Origin of the sequence: Streptomyces sp. HSW2009, from assembly GCF_040240285.1 — a bacterium.
Taxonomy (GTDB): domain Bacteria; phylum Actinomycetota; class Actinomycetes; order Streptomycetales; family Streptomycetaceae; genus Streptomyces.
This window is the reverse complement of the sequence record NZ_JBEHZD010000788.1, coordinates 1-2,762: the sequence shown is the minus strand read 5'-3', so window position 1 is coordinate 2,762 and position 2,762 is coordinate 1. Positions and strand designations below refer to the sequence as shown.

At 75.3% G+C, this 2,762-nt stretch carries 1 protein-coding gene; it reads right to left on the bottom strand.

Annotated elements, in window-relative coordinates:
• Positions 1-173: 173 nt before the first annotated feature.
• On the bottom strand, positions 174-2,504 hold the full coding sequence (locus AAHZ94_RS32150) for a glycoside hydrolase family 3 N-terminal domain-containing protein (RefSeq protein WP_349997240.1): 2,331 nt from the start codon (positions 2,502-2,504) through the stop codon (positions 174-176).
• Between the last annotated feature and the right edge of the window lie 258 nt (positions 2,505-2,762).

Genomic DNA, 2,762 nt, shown 5'->3' with positions numbered 1-2,762 from the left:
GATCTCCACCCGCGGGCGGGGGGGGGGCGTGGGGGCCCCCGCCCGGGGCCGGCCCCCCCCCCCCCCCCCCCCCCGGGCCCCCCCCGGGGGGGGCCGGCCCCCCCCCGGGGGGGGGGCGCCACCCGCGCCGACCAGACCCGACCCGGCCCGGTCCCGACCAGCGGAGACGGCCGCTAGGTGATCCGCAGCAGCGCCTTCCCGCTGGCGGTCGAGTCGGCGCCCACGTACACCTCGATGTCGCCCTTCTCGACCACGAACCGGCCCGCGCTGTCGTTCGTCCAAAAGCCCACGTCGGCGGCGCCGAGCCGGAAGCGCACGGGGCGGCTCTCGGCGGGCCGCAGGGCGATGCGGGCGAAGCCGCGCAGTCGGCGTACGGGTTGCACGACGCTGGCCACCGGGTCGCGCAGATAGAGCTGCACCACCTCCTCGCCGGGGCGTCCGCCGGTGTTGCGGACGGTGACCGTGACGTCGACGCCCCCGCCGGCGCGCAGGTCGTCCGCGCTGATCCGGTCCGTGCTCAACCGGGGTGCGTCGATCTCGAAGGTGGTGTAGCTCAGGCCGTGGCCGAACGGGAACTGCGGGCCGTCCGCCAGGTCGAGGTACTTCGACGTGTACTTGTTGTCGGGGTCGTAGGGGCGGCCGGTGTTCTCGTGGTTGTAGTGGATGGGGAGTTGCCCGACCGCACGGGGGAAGGACGCGGGCAGCCGGCCCGCCGGGTTCACCGCGCCGAACAGCACGTCCGCGATCGCGTGGCCGCCCTCGATGCCCGGGTGCCAGGCCATGACCACCGCGGGCGCCGCGCGCAGCCACTCGGCGACGACCAGCGGGCGCCCGCCGATCAACACGACCACGAACGGCTTGCCGGTCTCCGCGACGGCGCGGATCAACTGGGCCTGCACGCCCGGTAGCCGCAGGTCGCTACGGGATGCGGCCTCACCGCTGATGGCGGATGGCTCGCCGACGACCACGACGGTCACCGCCGCGGCCCGCGCCGCGGCCGTCGCCGCCGCGATGCCGCTGGTGTCCGTGCCGTCGGCGGCCACCCCGCGGACGTGGCTGACCCGGGCCGAGGGGATCGCCGCGGTGATTCCGGCGAGCACGGTGGTGGCGGGGAACTTGGCCCCGCCCGGGCCGGCCCAGGTGCCCTGGAGGTCGGTGGAGTCACCGAACGGCCCGACGACCGCGATCGATGGGGTGTCGCGCCGCAGCGGTAGCGTCTGCCGCTCGTTCTTGAGCAGCACCAGGGTGCGGCCGGCCGTCTCGCGCGCCGCGGCCCGGGCCTGCCTGCTGGGGGCCGTACTGGCCGCGTCCTCGTCGGCGTAGGGCCGGTCGAAGAGGCCGAGCCGGTACTTGATGCGCAGAACGCGGGTGACGGCGTCGTCCAGGCGGTCGCCGTCGAGTTCGCCCGCCGCGAGCAGCCGGGCGCCGTGGTCGCGCAGGGTGGTGCTGGCCATCTCCATGTCCACGCCTGCGGCGAACGCCTGGCGGGCCGCATCGGCAGCGTCGGCCGCGTGGCCGTGGACGGTCATCTCCTGGACGCCGGCCCAATCGCTGACCACGAAGCCGGGGAAGTCCCAGGCGGTCTTCAGGACGTCGGTCAGGGTGTGGGCGTTGGCGTGGGCGGGGACGCCGTTGATGGTGTTGAAGGAGGCCATGACGGTGGCGACGCCGGCGGCCACGGCGGCCTTGAAGGGCGGCAGGTAGAGGTTGCGCAGCCGGGCCTCGGAGACGTCCACCGTGTTGTAGTCGCGCCCGCCCTCGGCCCCGCCGTACGCGACGAAGTGCTTGGCACAGGCGGCGATGCGCCGCCGGTCCGGCAGGTCGGAGCCGTCCGGCCGGCCCTGGTGTCCCGTGACCTTGGCCGCCGCGAACCGTTCGGCCAGGTACGGGTCTTCGCCCGGGCTCTCGGCGATGCGGCCCCAGCGCGGTTCGTGCGTGACGTCCATCATCGGCGCGAAGGTCCAGTGCACGCCGTTGGAGCGGGCCTCGGCGGATGCCACCTCGGCGTCCCTGGCGGCCACTGCCGGGTCGAAGCTGGCGGCCTGGGCGAGCGGGATGGGGAAGGTCGTCCAGAACCCGTGGATGACGTCGAGGCCGAACAGCAGCGGGATGCCGAGCCGGGACTCTTCGACGGCCAGCCGTTGGAGCGCGTTGGTGCGCGCCGCTCCGTACAGGTTGAGGACCGAGCCGAGGCGGCCGGCGCGGGCGTCCCGTTCCGCGATGTCGTTCTGGCCGCCGCCGGGCCCGGTCTCCCCGTTCCAGGACAGTTGTTGGAGTTGGCCGAGTTTCTCCTCGACCGTCATCCGGCCGAGGAGTTCCCTGATCTGGCGCTCGTGCGGACCCGGCCGGTCCGCGGCCGGACGGACCTGCCGTGCCATGTCGCCTCCTGCCCCTCTTGCCGTGGCCCGGGCCGGCGGTGCCGTGGCCGCCGCCTCGGTCGCGCTGCCCGCGGCGACCGTGCCGCCGATCGCCGCGAGCAGGGTTCGCCTCCGCATGCCGTCCATTCCTTCACCCTCTGCACGAAGTGGATTGAGTGTGCGACGTCTGGTCGGGAGGTGCTGCCGTGCCTGCCCCTCTCCTTGTCCTCCCGGGCACCGCGGCGGTCAAGCGCGGTGGCCGAGGGACGTCGAGAAGGGGACGGTACGGGCCGCGCGCCCTGCGCCCACCAGGTCTGCCGCGGATGGCGTACGGGCCGGGGGGGGGGGGCCCGGCGCCCACCCCCCGCCCCCGCCGCGGGCCCCCCCCCCGGCCCCCCCCCGCGC

Coding starts and splice junctions, on each gene's coding strand:
- AAHZ94_RS32150 (WP_349997240.1), bottom strand. CDS start 2,504: ATGGACGGCATGCGGAGGCGAACCCTGCTCGCGGCGATCGGCGGCACG.